At 65.9% G+C, this 22036-nt stretch carries 21 protein-coding genes; 7 read left to right on the forward strand and 14 right to left on the reverse strand.

Annotation, left to right across the window (positions count from 1 at the left end):
- The first annotated feature begins 36 nt into the window (after nt 1–36).
- The 5 genes from DN412_RS17765 (at nt 37) to DN412_RS17785 (ending at nt 4445) form a co-directional block, all read left to right on the forward strand.
- The gene (locus DN412_RS17765) at nt 37–771 is read left to right on the forward strand and encodes a FadR/GntR family transcriptional regulator (protein ID WP_244222681.1); all 735 of its coding nucleotides are present in this window, start codon (nt 37–39) and stop codon (nt 769–771) included.
- 106 nt (nt 772–877) lie between these two features.
- Complete coding sequence (locus DN412_RS17770; protein WP_115212803.1) at nt 878–2299, forward strand: amidase family protein; 1422 nt, start codon at nt 878–880, stop codon at nt 2297–2299.
- Nucleotides 2300–2314: 15 nt separating this feature from the next.
- Nucleotides 2315–3319: a Bug family tripartite tricarboxylate transporter substrate binding protein gene (locus tag DN412_RS17775; RefSeq protein WP_115212804.1), complete on the forward strand. Its 1005-nt coding sequence runs from the start codon at nt 2315–2317 to the stop codon at nt 3317–3319.
- Nucleotides 3320–3582: 263 nt separating this feature from the next.
- Complete coding sequence (locus DN412_RS17780; RefSeq protein WP_115212805.1) at nt 3583–3990, forward strand: hypothetical protein; 408 nt, start codon at nt 3583–3585, stop codon at nt 3988–3990.
- Nucleotides 3987–4445: a DUF2846 domain-containing protein gene (locus tag DN412_RS17785; protein WP_115212806.1), complete on the forward strand. Its 459-nt coding sequence runs from the start codon at nt 3987–3989 to the stop codon at nt 4443–4445. The genes DN412_RS17780 and DN412_RS17785 overlap by 4 nt, the downstream gene beginning before the upstream one ends.
- A gap of 93 nt (nt 4446–4538) precedes the next feature.
- On the opposite strand, the gene DN412_RS43800 is transcribed toward DN412_RS17785, so the two are convergent.
- From DN412_RS43800 to DN412_RS17795, 3 genes are all read right to left on the reverse strand, one after another.
- Nucleotides 4539–4688, reverse strand: a complete 150-nt coding sequence (locus DN412_RS43800; protein WP_167471100.1) for a hypothetical protein — start codon at nt 4686–4688, stop codon at nt 4539–4541.
- A gap of 356 nt (nt 4689–5044) precedes the next feature.
- On the reverse strand, nt 5045–6451 hold the full coding sequence (locus DN412_RS17790) for an amidohydrolase family protein (protein ID WP_115212807.1): 1407 nt from the start codon (nt 6449–6451) through the stop codon (nt 5045–5047).
- Nucleotides 6452–6454: 3 nt separating this feature from the next.
- A complete protein-coding gene (locus DN412_RS17795; protein ID WP_115212808.1) occupies nt 6455–7804 on the reverse strand; it encodes a nucleobase:cation symporter-2 family protein in 1350 nt (449 codons plus the stop codon).
- 530 nt (nt 7805–8334) lie between these two features.
- Between DN412_RS17795 and DN412_RS17800 the strand changes: the two genes are divergently transcribed.
- Nucleotides 8335–9342 (forward strand): AraC family transcriptional regulator, encoded by a 1008-nt coding sequence (locus DN412_RS17800; RefSeq protein ID WP_115212809.1) that lies wholly within the window; start codon nt 8335–8337, stop codon nt 9340–9342.
- A gap of 32 nt (nt 9343–9374) precedes the next feature.
- Here the strand turns inward: DN412_RS17800 and DN412_RS17805 are convergent, their stop codons facing one another.
- Genes DN412_RS17805 through DN412_RS17825 form a run of 5 tightly spaced genes read right to left on the reverse strand, consistent with a single transcriptional unit; the run spans nt 9375 to nt 14778 of the window.
- Nucleotides 9375–10469: a CobW family GTP-binding protein gene (locus tag DN412_RS17805; protein WP_115212810.1), complete on the reverse strand. Its 1095-nt coding sequence runs from the start codon at nt 10467–10469 to the stop codon at nt 9375–9377.
- Nucleotides 10470–10524: 55 nt separating this feature from the next.
- Nucleotides 10525–11121, reverse strand: coding sequence for a UbiX family flavin prenyltransferase (locus DN412_RS17810; RefSeq protein ID WP_115212811.1), 597 nt, complete (start codon nt 11119–11121; stop codon nt 10525–10527).
- Nucleotides 11118–13406, reverse strand: coding sequence for a xanthine dehydrogenase family protein molybdopterin-binding subunit (locus tag DN412_RS17815; RefSeq protein WP_115212812.1), 2289 nt, complete (start codon nt 13404–13406; stop codon nt 11118–11120). The genes DN412_RS17810 and DN412_RS17815 overlap by 4 nt, the downstream gene beginning before the upstream one ends.
- On the reverse strand, nt 13406–13918 hold the full coding sequence (locus DN412_RS17820) for a (2Fe-2S)-binding protein (protein ID WP_115212813.1): 513 nt from the start codon (nt 13916–13918) through the stop codon (nt 13406–13408). The genes DN412_RS17815 and DN412_RS17820 overlap by 1 nt, the downstream gene beginning before the upstream one ends.
- Nucleotides 13906–14778 (reverse strand): FAD binding domain-containing protein, encoded by an 873-nt coding sequence (locus tag DN412_RS17825; protein ID WP_115212814.1) that lies wholly within the window; start codon nt 14776–14778, stop codon nt 13906–13908. Before DN412_RS17825 ends, DN412_RS17820 begins: the two co-directional genes overlap by 13 nt.
- A gap of 196 nt (nt 14779–14974) precedes the next feature.
- On the opposite strand from DN412_RS17825, the gene DN412_RS17830 reads away from it, so the two are divergent.
- Nucleotides 14975–15898 (forward strand): LysR family transcriptional regulator, encoded by a 924-nt coding sequence (locus DN412_RS17830; RefSeq protein ID WP_482764216.1) that lies wholly within the window; start codon nt 14975–14977, stop codon nt 15896–15898.
- 5 nt (nt 15899–15903) lie between these two features.
- Here the strand turns inward: DN412_RS17830 and DN412_RS17835 are convergent, their stop codons facing one another.
- The 6 genes from DN412_RS17835 to DN412_RS17860 form a co-directional block, all read right to left on the reverse strand.
- Nucleotides 15904–17295 (reverse strand): nucleobase:cation symporter-2 family protein, encoded by a 1392-nt coding sequence (locus DN412_RS17835; protein ID WP_115212815.1) that lies wholly within the window; start codon nt 17293–17295, stop codon nt 15904–15906.
- Nucleotides 17296–17522: 227 nt separating this feature from the next.
- Nucleotides 17523–18965 (reverse strand): UbiD family decarboxylase, encoded by a 1443-nt coding sequence (locus DN412_RS17840; RefSeq protein ID WP_115212816.1) that lies wholly within the window; start codon nt 18963–18965, stop codon nt 17523–17525.
- 115 nt (nt 18966–19080) lie between these two features.
- Nucleotides 19081–19995: an amidohydrolase family protein gene (locus DN412_RS17845; protein ID WP_115212817.1), complete on the reverse strand. Its 915-nt coding sequence runs from the start codon at nt 19993–19995 to the stop codon at nt 19081–19083.
- A 47-nt stretch (nt 19996–20042) separates the two neighbouring features.
- A complete protein-coding gene (locus tag DN412_RS17850) occupies nt 20043–20945 on the reverse strand; it encodes an amidohydrolase family protein (protein WP_115212818.1) in 903 nt (300 codons plus the stop codon).
- 272 nt (nt 20946–21217) lie between these two features.
- Entirely contained in the window at nt 21218–21715 is a 498-nt protein-coding gene (locus tag DN412_RS17855) for a YgjP-like metallopeptidase domain-containing protein (RefSeq protein WP_115212827.1), read from the reverse strand.
- Nucleotides 21716–21764: 49 nt separating this feature from the next.
- Nucleotides 21765–21989: a hypothetical protein gene (locus DN412_RS17860; RefSeq protein ID WP_010812270.1), complete on the reverse strand. Its 225-nt coding sequence runs from the start codon at nt 21987–21989 to the stop codon at nt 21765–21767.
- Nucleotides 21990–22036: the final 47 nt, after the last annotated feature.

Raw genomic sequence — 22036 nt, forward strand, 5'->3', positions numbered from 1 at the left:
TCCAAGCCTACCCCGCAGATAGAGGGCAGCAAACGCGTGAAGCGGTCGGACCAGGTGGTCAACGATATCAAGCGCTGGATCGTGCAGACGCACCAAACGGTCGGAGACAAGCTGCCGCAGGAAGCGGCGCTGATCGAACAGATGGGCGTTGCACGCGGGACGGTGCGTGAGGCGCTTGCCTCGCTGCAGGCGCAGGGGCTGGTCAAGGTCAGCACGGGCCCGAACGGCGGCGCCACGCTGACGCAGCCGCCCTATGAGCGATGCCTGGAGGCAGTGTCCAACTTCCTGTACTTCCAGTCGGTCGACATCGTCACGCTGTACGCCCTGCGCCGCGCGGTTGAGCCGGAACTGGCCGCCAACGCCGCCTTGCGCCTGACCGATGCCGATATCGCCGATCTTGAAGCCCTGGTCGGGCTGAGCCACCCGGAACATGGCGGCAGCACGGACTGGAACGAGCGGCGCGAGGCCGACCTGCTGTTCCACGACCGTCTGGCCGATGCCTGCAGCAGCCCGATGCTGGCGTTGTTCTGCCGCCTGCTCAACGACATCATCCGCCGCGTCATCGTGGTACGTAATGCGCAAGATGATTTCGACGACTTTGATGAAGAGACTTTCCACAGCCACAGAGCGCTGATCGATGCGTTCCGGTCGCGCGACCCGGAGCGTGCGCGCGCGCTGATGCAAGAGCATATGGCGCATGCGGAATCCCTGGCCCTGGAGGCCGAATCCCGGGTGGATCGAGGGAGCTTGCTGATGAGCCCGGGCGACTGATCCCCTGACGCGCTAGCGTCCCCCTTTTTTCTGCACACCCAACCGCCATCGTCGCATCCGACACGGCGGGTGGGATTCCTATTGCCTGAATGCTGGGAGCCTTGCCGTGAAACCTGATGAAACGCTTTGGCGCTGGAGCGCTGTCGACATTGCCGATGCCGTGCGGCGGCGCGAAATTTCCTGCCGCGAAGTCACGGCCAGCGTGCTGGCTCGCATCGAAGCGCTTAACCCTCGTCTCAATGCGTTGCCCGAAGTGCTTGCAAAAGAGGCGCTGGCCAGCGCGGATGCCGCGGATCGTCAGGTCGCTGAGGGCGCGGAGCTGGGGCCGCTCCATGGCGTGCCGGTCACGATCAAGATCAATGTCGACCAGGCAAGCCATGCCACCACCAACGGCGTGATCCCGCTGAAGCACAACATCGCGCGTGAGGATGCCCCCGTGGTCGCAAACCTGCGCAGTGCCGGGGCCATCATCGTCGGGCGCAGCAATACGGCTACCTATTCCTCGCGCTGGTTTACCGACAACGGCCTGCATGGGCGTACGCTGAACCCGTGGGATGCGGATATCACTCCCGGCGGCTCCAGCGGCGGTGCCGCGTCCGCGGTCGCTTCCGGCATGGGGGCGCTGGCGCATGGCAATGACATCGGCGGCTCCATTCGCTATCCGGCCTATGCCTGTGGTGTCGTCGGCTTGCGGCCGACGACGGGGCGGGTGCCCGCATACAACCCGTCGGCCACTGCCGAGCGCAGCATCACGCCACAGCTCATGTCTGTGCAGGGGCCGCTTGCGCGCAGCATTGCCGACCTGCGGCTCGGCTACCACGCCATGGCCCGTTATGACGGGCGCGACCCGGCGTGGGTGCCGGTGCCGCTGGAACTGCCGCTGCCGCCCGGGCCGATACGCGTGGCGCTGTTCCGGCGCTGTCCGGGCATTCCCGTCGATCCCGCGGTCAGCGCGGCGCTGGACAGTGCCGCGCAATGGCTGCAGCAAGCGGGCTACGCCGTCGAGGAAGCCAGCCTGCCTGACTTTATGGAAGCGGCGGCGCTGTGGCGCACGCTGACGGTCGACGACAGCCGCCGCAACATCATCGCCGGGGTGGAGCAGCATGGCGACGAGGCCATGCGGCAAAGCCAGCGCAACATGCTGGACGGGATGCAGGAAACCGATCGCGATGGCTTTCTGGATGCCCTGGCGCGGCGCCAGGCGATCGCACGCAACTGGTCGCTGTTCATGCAAACGTATCCGCTGGTGCTGATGCCGGTGTCGTGGCAGCGCCCAAGCGTACAAGACGCAGATATCCGCACGCCTGAAGAGAACCGTGCCTTGCTTGACGCACAGAGCCCCCTGCTGGCAACGGCAATGCTCGGCATGCCCGGGCTGTCCGTACCGACAGGCATGGCAAGCGGCGTGCCCGTCGGCGTGCAACTGATGGCATGGCGCTTCCGCGAAGACCTCTTGCTGCGCGCCGGCCAGGCCATTGAAGACGCGGCGCGCTTCACCCCTTTCACCGACGTGCAAACCGGCATCTAGACCCAGGAGCTTCCCATGAACGAACGCAAACCTGCTTACGCCCCACGGCTTTCCCGCCGCGCCATGCTGGCCGGCACCGCCGCCGCGCTGTGTACCGGTGCCCTGCTCTCCAGGGCCGCATGGGGGCAGTCCGTATCGCGCATCATCGTGCCGTTTCCGGCGGGAGGTCCGGCCGACTACATGGGCCGCCTGCTGTCCGAGAAGCTGAAAGACGCCATGGGCCGTACCGTCATCGTCGACAACCGCCCCGGTGCCGGGACGCGCGTGGCGGCCGAATTCCTGAAGAACGCGCCGGCCGACGGCACCACCGTGCTGCTGGCACCCGTCGATCCGATGTTCATCGGGCCGCTGATCTACAGCAATATGCGCTTCAACCCCGCCACGGATTTCACCGCGCTCACCGATGTGACGGGGATCCAGTTCGGCATTGCGGTCAGCGCCAGCTCACCCATCAAGACGCTGGCCGACTTCGTCAAGGCCGCCAGGGCCAAGCCGGCTGACTATTCGATCGGCATCAGCACGGTTGGCACACTGCTGCATTTCCTTGCCGAGGAATTCGTCAGCCAGTCTCACACCGGCAGCACGCTGGTGCCGTATCGCGGTGGCTCGGCGATGGCGACGGAAATGATGGGCAACCAGATCGCGGCAGGCATGGACGCCATCACGACTTTTACCGAGCTGCATCGCGGCGGCAAGCTCCGCGTGCTGGCCGTGGCCGGGGAAAAGCGCGCCGATGCCTTGCCGGATGTGCCTACCTTTGCGGAGTCTGGCTTTCCGAACCTTGTGACCTCGTCGCGCTATCTGCTTTATGTCCGCGCCAACACGCCGCCCGACACGGCAACGCAGTGGTATCAGGCCGTGCGCAAGGTGCTGGCCAAGCCGGACGTGCGTGAGAAGCTGGCGCGCGCCGGGTATGACATCCTGCCGGGCGGCACTTCTGATGAGGTTGCCAGATATGCGAGCGCGCTTTCGGCAAGGTGGACGCCGGTGATCAAGGCGTCGGGTTTCAAGGGGGATTGAGAGAAATTTCGTAGCCGCAGCCAAACTCGGATGGAGACGATTTCTATTTGTGCCAGCTTGCTGGAGAATTCCCGCGGCACCCTCCTCCTGTAGGGTGTCGCGTTGTATTAAGCATGTCCGCCCCAGTGTCGTAATTAGCCTCAGAAGACAACCTGGGCGGCGCCAAGGGAAAGTGCCAATGGCGCCGCATCGTGCCGCCTGGCGCAATTGCTGTGGGGCGCAGCCACACAGGTTGCGAGCCATATACTCGAGCGTATCCAGCCATGACCTCCTTCTCTTTCCGCGCCCGCTGCCTGTGGCTCGCCACAGGCTTTAGCCTGGCACTCTCCGCCTGCGCCCCCATGATCGCGACCACCCCGGCAACAGTGGAGCTTATGCAGCCAGCCGCCACGGCCAAGCGCGTCCAGCTTCTGTCGCCAGCCCAGGTCAAGCTCGACACCGGCTATTCCCGCGACCTCGTCGCCAAGTCGACCTGGTCGCAGGTCGGACGCCTTCCGCAAGGCGATGTCTATCGGCCCGTCGGCACCATTCTCACGATCGAGGGCCGCCACGTTCACGAGGCCTACCTGGTCGTTCGCAACAAGACGCTGGTGGGCTTCTATCTGCCCGGGGAGCAGAACTACTCCCCGCTAACGACAGCAGTACCTTTGAACTTGGGAGAATCGGAATGAAACGGGTTGCGCGCTTGCTGATCGCCGGACTGGCGGTGTCGTCGCTGCTGGCCGGATGCGCTTCGGGTGTCAAGCACGCCGAGATGGCGGCATCGATGCCTACGCTGAAGCCGGGCGAGGGTCGGATTTATTTCCTGCGTTCGGCGTCGATGTTCGGGGCGGCCATCCAGCCGGATATCCGCCTGAATAACCAGGTCGTCGGCGAATCCAAGCCCGGCGGTTTCTTCTTCGTGGACCGCACGGCTGGCAAGTATGTCGCGGCAGCCTCGACCGAAACCGAGAAGACGCTCAGCTTCGTGCTGGACGCCGGCGAGACGAAGTATGTGCGCAGCTCCCCGTCGCTGGGGCTGATGGTGGGCCGCGTGGTGCTGGAGCTGGAAACGCCGGAGAAGGCGAAGGAAGAGCTGGCGTCGCTGAGCTATACCGGGGACCAGGTGAAGACTGCGGCGAAGTAAGCATTACAAGCTTGCTCTGGTTGACGACGCAATGCGTCGTCAACCGAAGGCGTCCGGATCAAGCGGCTGAATCCTCTGCCAACAACTCTCCAGCTACGCCTTCACCAACCCCAACAGACAAAACGCACTAAAGCAGGCCTCCGACTGCTCGCTGTATTGTTCCAGCAGCACAAGCACGCCTTCCATACCCGCTGCCACCGTCTCAAGGCTGTACCGCGCCGTGGATAGATCGATTTCCGACATAGGACCTCCTATTGTTGGATGAAGGTCCGCCGCACGACGTTAGGGTAGGGTGGCGGGCCTGACGACGAGGGTGGAAGCCCGATGCGCACAGCTATTGCCGGTCAGCCTTGCGGCTGCCTCGCCCGGCCCGCCATTGAGGAGGTCTATCCCGAATGGGTAAGAACGGTCGTCAGCGACGACCGTCCTGCTATGCGCATGCGGGCTTCCACGCCCGGTCACCGTTGTGTGCGATGACCGTGTCAGTCTCCCGCGTCGGAGCCAACAACTCGATAAGACACTTCGCATTCCCATCCGGACGCCGCATCCTGCCCGAGCCACGCCCGCCAGCAAATAGCCAAACGCCTAAACCACCCGCCTCAATCCACCAGCGTCGCCAACGCTTCCCGCGCCTCCCGGCGCAGCTTCTCCAGATCCAGCCCCACGATCGCGCCATCGCGCACTACCTGCCGCCCGCGCACCAGCACATCCCGCACCGGCGTTGGCTCGCCAGCCGCCACCGGCGCCGTGCCGATGTCGTGGAAGCCATGGAACCGCAGCCCGCTGACGTCATAGATCGCCAGGTCGGCCGACTGTCCCGGCGCCAGCGTGCCGATTCCCGGCAGGCCCAGCACCTGTGCACCGCCTGCGGTGCCCCAGTGAATGACTTCCTCCACGCGGGTTTGCGCAGCCCCGCCCAGCGCCCGGTGCACCAGCCACGCGAAGTTGGCTTCATGGACCATGCTGCCCGATTCGTTGGACGCCACTCCATCCACGCCCAGTGAAATCGGCACGCCCGCATCGGCCATCGTGCGTACCGGCGCGATGCCGCTGCCCAGCCGCGCATTGCTGACAGGGCAATGCGCCATGCCGGTGTTGGTCACGGCCAGCATGCGGATCTCTTCAGGGTTCACGGTGACCAGGTGCGCGAACCAGACGTCAGGCCCAAGCCAGTCGTGGTCGGCGACGAACTGCACCGGCGTGCACTGGTACTTCTCGCGGCAGAACTTCACGTAGTTGTCGGTCTCCGACAGGTGCGAATGCAGCCGCAGGTCCATGCCGCGCCCGAAGGCGGCCAGCTCGCGCAACAGGGCGGGTGGCAGCGAGAAAGTTGGCGTCGTTGGTGCGACCACTACGCGGCGCAGGCCATCTGCGGAGGCATCGTGATAGCGCGCCTTGAGCCGCTCGATATCGGCCAGCATCTCGTCCAGCGTCTCGGGCACCAGTGCAGTCGCGCGCATGCCGGGGTGATCGGAGGCTGACTGGATGGCGCCGCCGCGGCACAGCACCAGGCGCATGCCAAGCTCTTCCGCTACCTCGAACAACACGTCGCCGGTCTCAGCACCGTGGCCGTGGTGGTAGAGGTAGTGATGATCGGCGCAGGTGGTGGTGCCGGACAGCAGCAGCTCGGCCATGCCCAGCCGCACCGCGGTGCGGAAGATCTCTGGCGTGAAGCGTGCCAGGCGCGGGTAGGCGGCCGAGGCCAGCCATTGCTCCAGCCCCACATTCATGCCGCTGGGCACGGCTTTGAGCAGGTTCTGGAACAGGTGGTGATGGGTGTTGACCCAGCCCGGGTAGACCACGCAGCCGGTGGCGTCGAGCACGGCCTCGCCGTCGTGGCGCGGCAGGCTGGCGCCGATTTCGGCGATGCGGCCGTCGCGGATGCGGATGTCGGCGGCGCCGGCGCGCGCGGCGTTGCCGGTGCGGCCGGTCATCACGGCGGCGGCGTTGCGGATCAGCAGGTCGCCGGTGGGTGCGGCGCTGGTGGTGTTGATGTTCTGCTCCATGTTTCAGACCCCTTGGGCGTTGTCGGCAGTGGCGGGCAGCTCGTCGGCTTCACGGGTGGGCATGCCGTTGAGAATCAGGTTGAGGACCACGGAGACCACGCAGGCGATGATCACGCTGCTGTGGACAAAGGGCTGCAGGAATCCGGGCAGCTTCTCCAGCATGCCGGGCAGCATCACCGGCATCATCGCGCAGCCGAGCGTGATGGAGACGATGGAGAGGTTGTTGGGGTTGCGCTCGTACTCGACCTCGCCCAGGGTCTTGATGCCGGCGGCGACGACTACGCCGAACATCACCATGGTGGCGCCGCCCAGTGCGGCGGCCGGGATCGAGGCAAACAGCGCGCCGATCTTGGGCACCAGCGCCACGGCGCACAGCATCGCGCCGCAGGTGGCGACTACCCAGCGGCTGCGCACGCCGGTGACGATCACCAGCCCAACGTTCTCCATGAAGGCGATATACGGGAAGGCCGCGAACATGCCGCCGATGGCGCTGGCCAGGCCGTTGGCGCGCAGGCCGCGAGTGGCGTCGCGTTCGGTCAGGGGGCGCTTGACGATATCGCCGACGGCGATGAACAGGCCCATCGATTCCACCATCTGCACCACCATCACGATCACCATGGTGGTGATGGCGCCCACGTTGAAGGTGGGCATGCCAAAGGCAAACGGCGTCACCATGGTGAACCACGGTGCGCGCGCGACTTCATCGAAGCTGCCCATGCCCAGCATCCACGCCACCGTGCCGCCGACCAGCAGGCCGATCACGACGGACAGGTTGCGGATCAGTTCGCCGCCGTGCCGGTTGATAAACAGGATCAGCGCCACCACGCCAAAGGCGACGATGAAAAAGATGGGGGCGCCGAAATCCGGCGCCCCCCTTCCGCCTCCAAACCAGTGAAACGAAACCGGGAACAGCGAAAGGCCCACCGCCGTGATGGTGCAGCCGCTGACCACCGGTGGGAAGAAGCGCTTGAGCTTGCCGATGATGGGCGCAAGGAACATCGCGATCACGCCCGCGGCGATGATGGCGCCGCAGACGCCGTTGAAGCCGAGCGCCGGATCGGTGCCGATGGCGATGACGGGTCCCACTGAGCTGAACGCCACGCCCTGCATCAGGGGCAGGCGCACGCCGAACTTCCAGAAGCCGACGGTCTGCAGCAGGGTGGCGATGCCGGAGGTGAACAGCGCGGTGCTGATCAGCATGGTGGTCTGCGCCGGCGTCATCTTGAGCGCGCCGGCCACGATCATCGGCACCGCAATGGCGCCGAGATAACTGACAAGCATGTGCTGGAAGCCGAGCGACGCCATGGCGCGTGCCGGCAGGATCTGGTCGACGGGGTGAACCGCTGCTTGCATGATGTTGTCTCCTGCCGCGCTGGGGGAAAGTGCGCCATGCCGGCGGCGGCTGGCCCGGTCTGTTGGTTGCCGGGCTCGGTCCGTCACGGTGCCATGCGCGGCGCATGGCCGACGCATGCCTTGCACAGTAGTGATGCACGGGATGGCGTCATAGCGTTATTGCGAAGGCCCTGCCACCGGGCCGCAATCGGGCTTGCAAAATGCGCGCACGGGGCATCAGGGGTTTCCCTTGGGTTGCGTGAGGGCGGGGGTGGTCATAGGATGGACGCGCTCGTCAGGGTCGCTTGTTTGCTCCCCTCTCCCGCGTGCGGGAGAGGGGTTGGGGGAGAGGGCAGGCATGTGCAGGAGCGCGATCATTTGAATGACTGGGTGCTGTTGCGCTGGCGGTCTGGTGGCCTGTGAGATCGCATCGCTCTAGCCAGCTCCTGCCCTCTCCCCCGCCCCTCTCCCGCAAGCGGGAGAGGGGCGAAAACCGTCGGATATTGATGCGTCGGTAGCCGTCGATCCTTTCCACCTCTTTCTCTAACGCCATGTCACCCACCGCAAGATGGTTTGCCGCAGCCTCCCGCTCGCCAGTCAGCCGCGGCGGTGACCTCGATCGCATCCAGTCGCTGTCCGGCCGCGTGTTTGGCCCTACGCGGCTGCGCGCGACGGAAGCCGATGCGGCGCTCGATGCCCGTATCGACACCAGCACCATCGGCCGCCTGACGCTGGTCACCATCGCCTACAACCAGGCCGTGCAGATCGAGCCGCAGGCGAACAAGGATGAGTTCGTGATCCAGACCGTGCTGGCGGGCACATGCCGCGTCGAGACGCCGCGTGGCGCGATGCTGATGCCGCCGGGTGCGACCTTTGTGTTCTCGCCCACCGTGCCGGCCACGCTGTCGCTGGACCCGGGTTGCGAGCGCTTCAGCGTGGTGATCCGCCGCCAGCTGATTGAAGAGGCGTTCCGCCAGCAGTTCAGCTTCGAGCCGCCGGCGCCAATTGAATTCGACATGCAGCCAGTGGCGGACGATGGCCGCGCCGAGCGTTGGCAGGCGCTGGTGAGCTACCTGCGCGCGGAAACGCGCGTGCGGCGCGAAGGCAGCGGCGTGCCGGCGGTGGATGCCAGCATCGAGCGCATCGTGCTGTCGACGCTGCTGCTCGACCGCTTTGCCGCGGACGGCAATATGCTGCCGCGCCCGTTCGACGCGGCACTGCCTGATTATGTGCGCAATGCTATCAGTTACCTGCGTGCCAATCTTGAGCAGCCACTGACGCTGGAGCAGATCGCCGCGCACTGCGGCGTATCGGCGCGCACCTTGCAGCTGGGTTTCCGCAAGAGCAAGAACACCACGCCGATGGAATACCTGCGGCTGCTGCGCCTGCATGGCGCGCGGGCCGATCTGCAGCGGGCGCGGCAAGAGAAGGGGATGGTCAGCGCGATTGCGCTGCGGCACGGCTTTACGCACCTGAGCCTGTTCTCGCGCGAGTACCGGCGCGAGTTTGGAGAACTGCCGTCGCAGACGTTGAGGGCGGTAGTGCAGCAGGGAGACTGACGGCGGGTCCGTCTCCCTGCTGGTCAGGACAGTCAGGCCGCCTGTGCCACGGGCAGACAGACCTTCAACAGCGTCTGCAAGCGCAGCTTGTCGAGGTGCCGGCCGATAAACACGAACTTGCTTTGCGCCGCTTCGGCGCCCCACGCATCGGCGGGATGGAAATCCATCAGCCGGTGCACCGCCTGCAGCACGTAGCGGCGGTCATCGCCCTCTACCGCCACGATCCCTTTCATCCGGAACACGTCGTCGCCCTGCGCGGCCAGCAGGGCCTTCAGGCCGTGCTCAAGGCGCTGGCGGTCGAAGGGCTGGTCGAACACCAGCGATACGGACGTGACCGACGGATCGTGACGGTGGCCGTGCGCTTCGTCATCGTGCACGTGGTCGCAATGCTCGTCGCACACATGGTCGTGATGGTCATGGTCATGATCGTGCGCGTGATCGCGGTGGTCATCGTGCGCGCCCGCCTGGATCGTGCCCGTAGTAAAGCCGCCGATGCCGAGGATCTTGCCCAGGTCCACCTGTGCGAAGTTGGAGCGCAGGATCTGCGCGCCTTCGTTCAGGCGGTGGATGCGTGCCTCCAGCCTGTCGAGCTGCGCGGCATCCACCAGGTCGGTCTTGTTGAGGATGACCCGGTCGGCTGCCACGATCTGGTCGACGGCCTGGTTGTCGAAGCCGGTCAACTGGGGATCATCGAGGTGGCTCTCGATATGCACGGCGTCCACCAGCGTCAGGATGCCGTCCAGCGTGACTTGTTTGGCGACTTCGTTGTCCATGAAGAAGGTGGCCGCCACCGGCGTGGGATCGGCCACGCCACTGGTTTCGACCAGGATATGGTCGAAGCGCTCGGGGCGCTCTAGCAGCTTCTGCAGGATGCGGACAAGGTCGGTACGCACATCGACCACGCAGCAGATGCAGCCGTTGGTCATCTGGTAGATCTCTTCGTCGGAGGTCATCACCAGGTCGGAATCGACATCGACCTCGCCGAACTCGTTCTCGATCACGGCGATGCGGTGGCCGTGCTTCTGCGTCAGGATGTGGTTGAGCAGCGTCGTCTTGCCCGAGCCGAGAAAGCCGGTAAGGATGGTGACCGGGACGGGCGGCTGCTGTGCGACGGCAGGTGCGTTCATGTTGTCTCCTGATTGGGTGCTGCGTTCCTCGCTGCTGCGAGGCGAAATTTTCGTCTCACGCGGTGGCGACGTTGGGGCGCAAGCCTTCCCAGCGCTCCACCAATTCATCGTGCTGCACATCGAACAGGTCCAGCACGCGCCCCACGGTATGATTGACGATGTCGTCCACCGACTGCGGATGCGCGTAGAACGCCGGCACCGGCGGCAGCACGATGGCGCCCATTTCCGTCACGGTGGTCATATTGCGCAGATGCACCAGGTGGAAAGGCGTTTCGCGTGCCAGCAGCACCAGCCGGCGCCGCTCCTTGAGCATCACGTCGGCGGCGCGGGTGACGAGGTTGTCGGCAAGCCCTGTGGCGATGGCGGCCAGCGTGCGCATGGAGCAGGGCGCCACCACCATGCCATCGCAGCGGAACGAGCCGCTGGCGATGGTCGCGCCGATATCGCGCACGTTGTGCACCACGTTGGCCATGGCTTCGATCTGCGGGCGCTGCAGGCCCAGTTCGTGGTGCGCGGTCAGCAGGCCGGACGGCGAGCAGACCAGGTGGGTCTCCCAGCCGTCCAGCGCCGACAGCGCCTGCAGGATGCGCACGCCGTACACGGCGCCGCTGGCGCCGGTGATGGCGACCACCAGGCGTTGCTTGCGGGTCATGAGGTGACGCCCGCCTTCGCCGCCTTCTCCGCCAATGCCTGCAGCACTTGCTCCGGCTTGATCGGGTAGTGGCGGAAGCGCACGCCGATGGCATCGAACACCGCATTGGCAATCGCCGGTCCGATCGCGACGATCGGGTCCTCGCCCACGCCCTTGGCGCCGAACGGGCCGCCAGGGTCGGGCGCCGCTTCCAGGATCACCGTGTGGATGGGCGGCATATCCATCGCCAGCGGCATCTTGTAGTCGACAAAGTTGGCGTTGAGCGAGCGGCCGGTGCGCATGTCGATGTGGTAGTCCTCATACAGCGTGTGGCCGATGCCTTGCTGGATGCCGCCTTCGATCTGCCCCGCGGCCGCTACAGGGTGGATCACCTTGCCGACGTCATGCACCGGCACCACCTGCTGCACGGTGATGAAGCCGGTCTCAGTATCGACCGCCACCTCGACAAAATGCGCGGCGAACGAATACGACTTGGTCGGATGATAGGTCGCGGTGCCCACCAGTTGCGCGGCGGGAATGCCCTTGCGCGGCATCACAGCCTCGCGCACGGTCAGCGTGGGGCCGTCGCGGTCACGCACGGCGATCACGCCGGCGGTCAGCGTCAGGGCTTCGGGCTCGCATTCCATCAGCTTCGCGGCGCGGTCGAAGAGCTGGCGCTTGATCTCGCCCGCCGCCATCTGCGCGGCCTTGCCGACCATATAGGTGGTGTGGCTGGCAAAGGCGCCGATGTCCCAGGGCACGACGTCGGTGTCGCCGTGCACAACAGACACCGCTTCGAACGGCAGCGTCAGTTCTTCCGCCACGATCTGCGCGAGTGCGGTATGCGCACCAGTACCCAGCCCGGCCGCGCCGGTCAGCAGAACCACTGTCCCATCCTCATTCATCTTGATGATGGCGTTGCCCTGTTCCTTGATGCCGGGATAGGCGCTGCTGCCGTGCATCTCGCAGCCCAGGCCCCAGCCGGTGCGGATCGGGCCGGTGGAGTCGCGCTGGCGGCGGCGCAGCGCGGGCCAGTCGACCAGCTCCATGCCTTTTTCGATGCAGGCCTCCAGGCCATGCCCGATCAGAGGATGGTTGGACGGCGCGATATCGCCCTCGCGCACGGCGTTCTTCAGCTTCAGTTCGGCGGGGTCCAGGCCCAGGTGCTCGGCGGCCTCGTCCATCTGCACATCGAGCGCGTAGTAAGTCTGCACCACGCCATAGCCGCGGAAGGCACCGGCAATGGGGCTGTTGGTGTAGACGCAGCGGCCTTCCAGCAGCACGTTGTCGCAGCGGTACAGCGAGACCATGGCGGCAGTGCCGACATTGGTCACGCCCGGGCCATGCGAGCCATAGGCGCCGGAGTTGAACACCACCCGGGCTCGGCGCGCGGTGATGGTGCCGTCATTGCGGAAACCTTGCCTGAGCCAGATCTTGGCCGGATGGCGCGTGCGCCCGCCGAGGAAGGTTTCCTCACGCGTGTATTCCATGCGCACCGGGCGGCGCGTCTCGCGCGCCAGCAGTGCGCACAGGAACTCATGCTGGAACAGGTCCTGCTTGGCGCCGAAGCCGCCGCCCATATGGTCGACCAGCACGCGCACCTTGTGCAGCGGCAGGCCCAGCACCTCGGCCATGATGCCGCGCACCATGAAGGCGGTCTGGGTGGAGATCCACACTGTCAGGTTGCCGTTGCCGTCCCAGCTGGTGGTGCAGACGTTGGGCTCCATGTAGGCCGGGGTGGGACGGCCGCCTTCGTAGATGCCTTCGAGAATGAAGTCCGCCTCGGCAAAGCCGGCTTCCACGTCGCCGCGCTTGATGATCACCGGCGGCAGCACCAGGTTGCCGCCGGGTTCGCGGTCGTGGATGCGCGGGGCGTCGGAGCGCTCGGCGTCCTCGGTGGTGAAGACGGCGGGCAGCGTTTCGTATTCGACTTCGATCAGCTCGATTGCGCGCGCGGCGATCTCTTCGCTGATGGCGGCGACCGCGGCCACGCCTTCGCCCCAGTAACGCACCTTGTCGTCCAGGATGTACTGGTCGCAGGTCACCGAGGCGGAGCGCGGGTGCGGCGATCCCGCGTGGAGCACGCGCGGCACGTTCTCATGGGTCAGCACGGCCTTGACGCCTGACAAGGCCAGGGCACGCGAGGTGTCGATGTGGCGGATCCTGGCATGCGCGACGTTGCAACGCTTCATCTTGCCGAACAGCAGGCCGGCGAAGGGCATGTCGGCAACGTATTTGGCGTTGCCGGTGACCTTGTCGAGCAGGTCGGTGCGCTTGACGCTGTGTCCGATCACGGCGTGGGTCATCATGCCTCCTCGCTGGCAGGGGTGCGGTGGGTGCACCCGGCGGGGTCCATGGCCTCGGCGGTCTTTTCGATGGCCTCGATGATCTTGGTGTAGCCGGTGCAGCGGCAGATATTGCCGGCAATGGCAAAGCGGATCTCGTCGCGCGTGGGATGCGGGTTCTCGTCCAGCAGCGCCTTGGCCATCACCACGAAGCCCGGCGTGCAGAAGCCGCACTGCGCGGCGCCGCACTGCATGAACTGCTCCTGGATCGGGTGCACGGTGTCGGGCGCGGGCTGGATGCCTTCGATGGTGGTGATGTGGCAGCCGTGCGCTTCGGGCGCCAGCACCAGGCACGAGTTCATCGGCTGGCCGTCGATGATGACGGTGCATGAGCCGCATTCGCCCACGTCGCAGCCCTTCTTGGTGCCGGTCAGGCAGGCGTCGTTGCGCAGGGCGTCGAGCAGCGTGCTGTGCGGCGCCACGGCCAGTTCGCGCGGCTCGCCGTTGATGACGAGTTCGATTATTTTTCGCATGTTGCGGCCTCCAGTGCTTGTTCGAGAGCACGGCGGGTCAGCACGCTGACCATCTGCCGCCGGTACGCTTCGCTGGCGCGCACGTCGCTGATGGGGCGCGCATCGCCCATGGCGGCGTGCGCGGCCTGCAGGATCAGGGCGTCGGTGACGCGCTGGCCGCGCAGGACCTGCTCGGCGCGCACGGCGCGTACCGGCGTCGGGCCGACCGCTGCTAGCACGATGCCGAGGTGGGCGCAGTGGCCGCTCTCAATCGTCAGCGATACCGCCACGCCGACGGTGGCCAGTTCCATCTGCACGCGGCGGCCATGCTTGAGGTAGACCTTGCCGGTGTGGGGGCGCGGCGCCGGCACGGTGATGCGGGTGACGATCTCGTCCGGCGCGATGGCGGTCTTGCCGACGCCGGTGACAAAGTCTTCCACGCGCAACTCGCGCGAGCCGGACAAGCCGTACAGGTGCACCGAAGCACCGTCGGCCACCAGCGGCGCGATCGAATCGGCCGAGGGCGACGCGCGGCAGACGTTGCCCACCACGGTGGCGCGATGGCGCACCTGGATCGAGGCGAAGTCCGTCACGGCTTTCGCCAGGCTGGCGTAATGGCGCTGCACAAAGTCCGACGTCTCCACCGCGCGCGTGGTCACCAGCGCGCCGATGCGCAGGCCGTTGACGGGATCGAACGTCAGCACGTCCATGCCGGGGATCTTCTTGATGTTGATCACCTGCTCGGGCTTGCGCACGGACTCCTTGATCTGGACCAGCAGGTCCGTGCCGCCGGCCAGCACGCTGGCCTTGCCGCCGCACCGGTGCAGCATGGCCGAGGCTTCCGCCAGCGTTGCCGGTTCGAAGTACTCAAACGCTCTCATTGCTCCTCCTGGTCTGTGCCATCGGCGGCGTCTGCCTGTTGTGTGGGGCGCGCACCGTTGAAGTCATCATGGGCGGATGGACTTCATCGGTAAAGGTCCGGAAACGGATTAATTGATCGTGTTACTCTCTGAATCAGACGCGCCCGCCAGACTTGGCGAAGCAAGCGCGCACCCCGACATCCCGGAGGCAGACAACGTGACCAACATCAGCAACATGAACGTGTCGCTGCGCCAGCTGCGCGCGTTCATTGCCGTGGCGCAAGAGCGCCATTTCACCCGCGCAGCCGAGAAGCTGGACCTGTCGCAGTCGTCGGTCAGCGCGCTGATCCACGAGCTGGAAGGCAATCTCGGCCTGAAGCTGTTCGACCGCCACACGCGCCAGCTGCACATCACCCAGGCGGGCGCGGAGCTGCTGCCGCTGGTGAAGAAGGCGGTGGCCGATATCGACAGCGTGATCGAGAACTCCAGCGAGTTGCGCACGCTGGGGCGCGGGCGCGTGTCGATCTCGGCATCGTCGATCCAGGCGGCGCTGATGCTGCCGCGCGTGATCCGCGAGTTCTGCGTGAGCCATCCGGGCGTGAAGGTGGAACTGCACGATGTGTCCGAGCATGAGGTGACCAAGATGGTCAGCTCGGGCGAGGTGGATTTCGGCATCGGCACCATCCCCGAGGGCCAGCCCGACCTGAGCGCGCACCGGCTGATGTCCGATCCCTTCGTGATCGTGATGCCCGCGCACCATCCGCTGCGCCGGCGCAAGGCGCTGCGCTGGGAGGACGTAGCCGGCCTGCCCGTGATCGGGCCGCACAAGGGCAACCCGATCCGCGATTGCCTGGATACGGCGCTGGCCGCGCGCGGCATCTCGCTGCAGCGCGTGCACGAGGTGTTCCTGCCGCTGACCATGGTGGGCATGGTGGATGCCGGGCTGGGCATCGCGGTGATGAGCGCGGCGGTCACGCGGCTGACTTCCGCGCTGGGGCTGGCCACGGTGATGCCGACCGATCCGGTGATCCACCGCGAGATCTCGCTGCTGGTGCACGCGGACCGGTCGCTGTCACCGCCGGCCCAGGCTTTCCGCGACCTGCTGATGCGCTATCGCGCCAAGCTTGCTGATGCAGGCTGACTACGTCATGCCGGCTCCTTTGCCAGCCCGTGGGCCTGGGGGACCGGCGAGCGGGCGTTTAACAGCAGGTTCAGCAGCACCGCGGTCAGTGTGCCGAGCAGGATGCCGTTCTGGCAGAACTTGGCCAGCAGCTCCGGCATCTGCGCGAAGAACTTGTCCGACACCAGCGGGATCATGCCCAGCGCCACGCTGACCGCGACGATATAGGCGTTCTTCTTGTTCTCGACAAAGTCCACATGGCCGAGGATGCGCACGCCGGTGGCGGCCACCATGCCGAACATCACCAGCGCGGCGCCGCCCAGCACGTATTGCGGGATCGATGCGGCAAAGAAGGCCAGCTTGGGCAGGCAGCCCAGCACGATCAGGATTCCGCCGGCGGTGGCGCAGACCCAGCGGCTGCGCACGCCCGTGACCTGCACCAGTCCCACGTTCTGCGCGTACGAGGTGTAGGTGAAGGTGTTGAACACCGCCCCGACCAGCGCGCCGACGCCGTCGGCACGCAGGCCGCGCGCGAGGTCGTCGCAGCCCACCGGGCGGCCCACGATCTCACCGAGCGCCAGGAACTGGCCCACGCCCTCGATCATGATCACGATCATCACCACGCACAGGGTGGCCGTGGTCATGGCGTCGAAGGTGGGCCAGCCGAAATGGAAGGGCGTGATCAGCTCCACCCAGTGCGCGTTGTGCAGACCGTCGAAGTTGACCTTGCCCAGCGACAGTGTAATCAGGAAGCCCACTGCAATGCCGATCAGCACCGCAACGTTGCACAGGAAGCCCCTGGCAAAGGCCACCAGCGCCAGCACCGTGCACAGCACCGCGGTGGCAATGGCGATGTTCACCGGCAGGCCGAAATTGGGATTGGGCACGGGACCGGCCGCGGTGTTGATGGTCGGGTTGCCGCCCGCCGCCCAGTTGATGCCCACGCGCATCAGCGAGATGCCGATCACCAGCACGACGGTGCCGGTCACCACCGGCGGGAACCAGCGCACCATCTTGCCGACATACGGTGCGGCAAAGTAGGTGAAGATGCCCGCCACCATCACCGCGCCGAACACGGCCGGCAGGCCCAGCGACGGATTGGAGCCGGTGGCGATGATCGGCGCGATCGCGGTGAAGGTGACGCCCATCATCACTGGCAGGCGGATGCCGATCTTCCAGATGCCGATGCTCTGGATCATCGTCACCAGGCCGCAGCAGAACAGGTCCGCCGCGATCAGGAAGGCGATCTGGTCCTTGGGCAGCTTGAGGGCGCCGCCGATGATCATCGGCACGGCAATCGCGCCGGCATACATCACCAGCACGTGCTGCAGGCCCAGGGCGAGCAGGCGGGGCGGGGGCAGGACCTCGTCAACGGGATGCACGGGGGCATTCCCTTGCGCAGGCAGGGTGGGGTTCATGCTGTCTCCTTTGGTCGGTACCACGCCGGTCGCGCATTGCGCTCACGTGTCGCCAAGGTCGCCGGCGGTTTCCTTTCCGGGATGGTCGTGCCATCCTCTCGTGCGATGCCCGCGCCTGTCCTGTCTTATGAAACCAGCATGACAGCGGCGGCGGGAGGGTACAACGTGCGCGGCGGATTTATCGATCGGGTTAAACGATGAATCCGCCGGTTTCAGCGGGTTATCCCTTACGGCACGTGGGAGCCCGCGCGTTCCAGCCGCGCGAGTAGTGCTGCTGCGCGCTCCATCGCGGCAGGGTCAATGCGCGCGCGGATACCGTCGAAGGCGGGTCCGCGCGTGGCGTCCAGCCCCATGCGTGACGTGGTGCCGACACCTGATGCCGAGGGGTCGAGTGCGCTGCCAGGCAGGCCATCGACCACCACCACGTCCAGGTGCGGCTGCAGGTGCGTGGCAATTGCCCACAGCACGTCTTCATCGCGGGTGATGTCGACGTCCTCATCCACCGCGATCACCGTCTTCAGGTACGGGTCCCAGCCGAGCAGGCCCAGCATCACCTGGCGCGCCTCGCCGGGGCGGCTCTGGCGCAGTGCCACGTAGGCGTGGAAGTGCGTGCCGGAGCTGGGGTAGTGCACCGCGGTGACGCCCGGGAAGCGCTCCCTGAGCTTCTCGACCATCTCGGATTCGCGCGGGATGCGGCCCAGGTTCAGGTGCTCGGCGGAGTTGCCGCCGACCACGTCGACCAGCCACGCTTCCGTGCGGCGCATCACGCTTTGCACGCGCAGCAGGTTGTTGGTCGAACGGTCCGACGAATAGCCGGTGAACTCGCCGAAGGGGCCTTCCTCGACGCGCGCTTCAGGATCGATCACGCCTTCAAGCACGATCTCGGCATGCGCCGGCACCAGGATGCCGTGGCGCGGCGTGCGTACCACTTCCAGCGGCGCGCCGAACAGGCCGCCGGCGACGTGGCGCTCATCCACGCCGTAGGGCAGCCGCGCGGCGCCGGCCAGCATGAACAGCGGATGCGCGCCGATCACCATGGCCACCGGCAGCGGGCGCCCAAGCTCGGTGGCGCGCTGCTGCATGCGCCACAGGTGCCCGCGAGAATGCAGGCTGGTGGCGATCTCGGTGGGCGAGTGCAGCATCGAGCGGTGGTAGCTGGCGTTGCCGCTGCCGGTGTCGGGGTCTTCCGCGATCAGGATCGCATTGGTGATGTAGGGGCCGCGGTCAGTGGCGAAGTGCTTGATCGCCGGGATCGTGCGCAGGTCGATGTGTTCAGTCTCGACATGGCCGGTGACGGCGCCGCTGTCCAGCACGCGCGGCGCCACCATGCGGCGGCTGCGGGCCTGGTATTCGGCATGGATGCCGGCGGGCGCCACGCCGCCCAGCATGCGCCCCACGCGCTCGCGCGAGGCAAAGAGGTTGGTTGCCAGCGACGTGCCCAGTCCTTCGACATGGTCGAACAGCAAGGCCGGATGCCGGCCCAGCGCGGCCAGCGCCCACACCAGCGCGGTCGGGTCCTGGTCGGCGCCGACCGGCTCGCGGATATGCAGCACGTCTTCGGGAAAGGCCTCGCGGTAGGCGGCCAGGAACTGGTGGAAGTCCTGCGAGGTGTCGTGGAAAGGCTTGAGCGCCGATGCCGCTGAGGCAAAAGGCGCTGAGGGTGAGTTCATGGATCGGCTCCGTGGTCAGGGTTGGCCAGGGCGAAGGCTGCCCCGGCGGCCGGGAATGCTCCCGGCCGCCGTGCCGTGCCTGCCTGCCGAACAACTACCGGCTAGCGACTACGAATCAACGCGTGCTGGCGTACGTATCCTTCAACCGCGCCAGTGCCTCTTCCTGCGTCTTGGGCGGCGCCGTGGTTTCGATGCCGACCAGCCGGGCGATGTTGTTGCCCATGTAGTCCTCCAGCCCGTCCTCGTCCAGGTCCATGCCCTGCGGCGCCGGGCCGCACAGCATCTCCAGCTCGCGCAGCCACATGCCGGGCTCGTTGGGCGGGGTGTCGGTGCCGAACACGATCTTGTCGCGCGGCAGCTGGCGCGCGAACTCGACGATGCGCGACTGGAAGCACCAGCCCGATTCGCAATACACGTTGGGCGTGTCCATCGCCATCCAGAAGGCCTCGAACGAGTAGTTGCCGCCGGTCTGGATGCCGAAGTGGCCGATGATGAAATTGACCATCGGGAATTCGCGGATGATCGGATAGAACATCGTCGGAATCGTGTACGGGCCGTCGCCGGTGTGGATCAGCACCACCACGTTGTACTTGGCGCAGACCTTCATCGCCGGGCGCAGCCAGTCAAGTGCGCGGTCAGGGCGGTAGCCGTGCATGTTGGCATGCAGCTTGAGCATCTTGAAGCCGTATTCCCTGACGTGGAATTCCAGCTCCTGTGCGCCTTCTTCCGGGCCCCAACGCGGGTTGAAGGTGAAGTTGCCGATAAAGCGGTCGGGGTACTTCTGGCAGAGCTCAGCGATGTAGGCCATGTAGTCGCGGATGCCTTCGCGCCCGCGGCGGTTGCCATCGCGGTAGCCGGTATTGCCCGGCGGCGGCTGGATAAACCCCATATCGATGCGGCGCGGCTTGCCGTTGATCATGTAGGGGCCGTCCATCATCTTGAGCATGCGCTCGCCGTTGAAGGGCTCGCCGGTGTGGCGCCAGGCTTCGTCGACGAGATTGGTCGGGTGCAGATGGGTATCGATAATCATGTTGTGTGCTCCGGAGTCCGTTGTCGGTGGCGCGGGCTTGTGTGCGCTTACGCGGCCAGGCGCGCTTTCGCTTCTTCCAGCGTGCGCGGGACCGGTGTCGGTTCCAGGCCGATCATCCGGGCGACGTTGTTGCCGAGGTAGTCCTCCAGCGTGTCTTCATCCAGGTTCAGGCCCTGGGGCGGCTCGAAGCACAGCACTTCCAGCAGGCGCAGCCACATGCCGGGCTCGTTGGGCGGGGTGTCGGAGCCGAACAGGATCTTGTGCTTGGGCAGCACCTTGGCGAACTCAACGATGCGCGACTGCAGGCACCAGCCCGATTCGCAGTACACATTGGGCATGTCCATGGCCATCTGGAACGGCTCGAAGCAGTACACGCCGCCGGTCTGCACGCCGAAGTGGGCCATGATGAAGTTCACCGTCGGGAACTCCTTCATCATCGGCACCCATTCGGTCGGGATGCTGTAGGGGCCGTCGCCGGTATGCAGCTTGACCAGCACGCCCAGCTCGGCGCACTTCTGCAGCGCCGGGCGCAGCCAGTCGAGCGCGCGGTCGGGGCGGTAGGCGTGCATATTGGCCTGGAACTGGACCATCTTGAAGCCCAGCTTCCTGACGTAGTGCTCCATGGCATTGACGCCGTTCTGCACGCCGCAGCGCGGGTTGTAGACGAAGCAGCCGATAAAGCGTTCCGGGTATTTCTTCACCATCTCGACGGTGTAGGCCATGTACGCGTCGATGGACTCGCCGCCCGACTTCACGCCGTCGGTGTAGGTGTAGATGGTGTTGCCCTGCGGGGGCTGGATAAAGGCTTTGTCGATGCGGCGCGGCTTGCCGTTGATGGTGAACGGGCCGTCCATCATCTGGATCAGGCGCTCGCCGGTGAACGGGTCGCCGTCGTGGCGCCAGGCCAGGTCGACCAGGTTCGTCGGATAACAGCTGGTGTCGATGATCATGGGAGATCCCCTAACAATGACTAGGTTGGACACGCATGCGGCGGGCGCGCGCGAACAACGCCGCGGGGCCGGCCTTGCATGCTGCTATCGGGAGTCTTTGTCAGGGGAGCTGTTGGACCACTGCGCCACCGACGAAACACTCCGTCAGTGAGCAATCTCCAGTTGAACCTCGCGGCATTGCGCCGCTGCTGTCCAATCGACCGCTTCTACCCACGCGCTCGTTATACATAGCGACGCTCGGGCTCGTCAAGAATCTTATGTGCTGCGGTGCACTACGCTGGCGTAGCGCGCTCCAGTTCGCGCCATGCCAGCCACAGGCGCGTGTCGAACTCAAGCTGGTGGTAGCGCGGCTCCATGTGCTCGCAGAGCCGATAGAAGGCTTTGTCGTGGTCGCTCTCCTTGAGGTGCGAGAGTTCGTGCACGACGATCATGCGCAGGAATTCCGGCGGCGCCTCCTTGAACAGCGAGGCCACGCGGATTTCCTTCTTGGCCTTGAGCTTGCCGCCCTGCACGCGCGAGATCGCGGTGTGCAGGCCCAGCGCGCGCTGCGCGGAATCGAGGCGCGCGTCGAAGCCGACCTTGTGCAGCGGCGGCGCGCTGCGCAGGTATTCCTGCTTGATGTCCGTGGCGTATTCGTACAGCGCGCGGTCGGTCTGCACGGTGTGGCGCTCGGGGTAGCGGCGGGCGATATGGTCCCCGAGCCGGCCGGCGGCGATCAGCTCGCGCACCTGGTCCAGCACGCCGGGCGGATAGCCGCCCAGGAAGCGCATCGGGTCCTTGCCGGCGGGGCGCCAGGTTTCAGTCACTGCAGCGGCCTGCTCAGTGGTGGTGGTGATGGTGGTGCATCCAGCTGTTGTCCAGCGAGTTGACGAAGGACTCGACCGCGTCCTTGTCGCCGGTGGCGTGGCGCATCATCTCGCCGCACTTGCAAAAACCCTGGTACGGGGTGATGTGCGAGCAGGCCGACGTCTTCTGCAGGTACAGGGTGACGGGTTTCGTGCACTTCTTGCACTTGAACTTGAGGGTCAGGGCGGGTTTGCTCATGGCGATGGCTTGAAAAATCAGCGGAAAGTCGAACCTGACATTGTACC

It is taken from the genome of Cupriavidus lacunae, assembly GCF_003353055.1.
GTDB classification, from domain to species: Bacteria; Pseudomonadota; Gammaproteobacteria; order Burkholderiales; family Burkholderiaceae; genus Cupriavidus; species Cupriavidus lacunae.

Coding starts and splice junctions, on each gene's coding strand:
- DN412_RS17855 (WP_115212827.1), bottom strand. CDS start 21,715: ATGCGCTTCCTGGGCGGCTATCCGCCCGGCGTGCTGGACCAGGTGCGC.
- DN412_RS17815 (WP_115212812.1), bottom strand. CDS start 13,406: ATGACCCACGCCGTGATCGGACACAGCGTCAAGCGCACCGACCTGCTC.
- DN412_RS17835 (WP_115212815.1), bottom strand. CDS start 17,295: ATGAACCCCACCCTGCCTGCGCAAGGGAATGCCCCCGTGCATCCCGTT.
- DN412_RS17860 (WP_010812270.1), bottom strand. CDS start 21,989: ATGAGCAAACCCGCCCTGACCCTCAAGTTCAAGTGCAAGAAGTGCACG.
- DN412_RS17840 (WP_115212816.1), bottom strand. CDS start 18,965: ATGAACTCACCCTCAGCGCCTTTTGCCTCAGCGGCATCGGCGCTCAAG.
- DN412_RS17810 (WP_115212811.1), bottom strand. CDS start 11,121: ATGACCCGCAAGCAACGCCTGGTGGTCGCCATCACCGGCGCCAGCGGC.
- DN412_RS17845 (WP_115212817.1), bottom strand. CDS start 19,995: ATGATTATCGATACCCATCTGCACCCGACCAATCTCGTCGACGAAGCC.
- DN412_RS43800 (WP_167471100.1), bottom strand. CDS start 4,688: ATGTCGGAAATCGATCTATCCACGGCGCGGTACAGCCTTGAGACGGTG.
- DN412_RS17775 (WP_115212804.1), top strand. CDS start 2,315: ATGAACGAACGCAAACCTGCTTACGCCCCACGGCTTTCCCGCCGCGCC.
- DN412_RS17795 (WP_115212808.1), bottom strand. CDS start 7,804: ATGCAAGCAGCGGTTCACCCCGTCGACCAGATCCTGCCGGCACGCGCC.
- DN412_RS17805 (WP_115212810.1), bottom strand. CDS start 10,469: ATGAACGCACCTGCCGTCGCACAGCAGCCGCCCGTCCCGGTCACCATC.
- DN412_RS17825 (WP_115212814.1), bottom strand. CDS start 14,778: ATGAGAGCGTTTGAGTACTTCGAACCGGCAACGCTGGCGGAAGCCTCG.
- DN412_RS17850 (WP_115212818.1), bottom strand. CDS start 20,945: ATGATCATCGACACCAGCTGTTATCCGACGAACCTGGTCGACCTGGCC.
- DN412_RS17790 (WP_115212807.1), bottom strand. CDS start 6,451: ATGGAGCAGAACATCAACACCACCAGCGCCGCACCCACCGGCGACCTG.
- DN412_RS17820 (WP_115212813.1), bottom strand. CDS start 13,918: ATGCGAAAAATAATCGAACTCGTCATCAACGGCGAGCCGCGCGAACTG.
- DN412_RS17780 (WP_115212805.1), top strand. CDS start 3,583: ATGACCTCCTTCTCTTTCCGCGCCCGCTGCCTGTGGCTCGCCACAGGC.
- DN412_RS17785 (WP_115212806.1), top strand. CDS start 3,987: ATGAAACGGGTTGCGCGCTTGCTGATCGCCGGACTGGCGGTGTCGTCG.
- DN412_RS17800 (WP_115212809.1), top strand. CDS start 8,335: ATGTCACCCACCGCAAGATGGTTTGCCGCAGCCTCCCGCTCGCCAGTC.